2 tRNA genes are annotated in these 235 nt (G+C 55.3%); both read right to left on the reverse strand.

The window, feature by feature from the left end:
* Positions 1–16: 16 nt before the first annotated feature.
* Positions 17–93, reverse strand: a tRNA-Pro gene (locus FQ668_RS28270).
* A 4-nt stretch (positions 94–97) separates the two neighbouring features.
* Positions 98–174: transfer RNA gene (locus FQ668_RS28275), tRNA-Arg, on the reverse strand.
* Positions 175–235 lie beyond the last annotated feature (61 nt).

The following is a 235-nucleotide window of genomic DNA, read 5'->3' on the forward strand; positions in this document are numbered from 1 at the left end:
GCTAAGGCCCCATAAATGGTCGGGAAGACAGGATTCGAACCTGCGACCCCTTGGTCCCAAACCAAGTGCTCTACCAAGCTGAGCTACTTCCCGTTTATGGCGCGCCCGAGAGGAGTCGAACCCCTAACCTTTTGATCCGTAGTCAAACGCTCTATCCAATTGAGCTACGGGCGCTTTATATGGAGCGGAAGACGAGGTTCGAACTCGCGACCCCCACCTTGGCAAGGTGGTGTTC

The organism is Pseudomonas sp. Kh14 (assembly GCF_900291005.1).
GTDB classification, from domain to species: Bacteria; Pseudomonadota; Gammaproteobacteria; order Pseudomonadales; family Pseudomonadaceae; genus Aquipseudomonas; species Aquipseudomonas alloputida.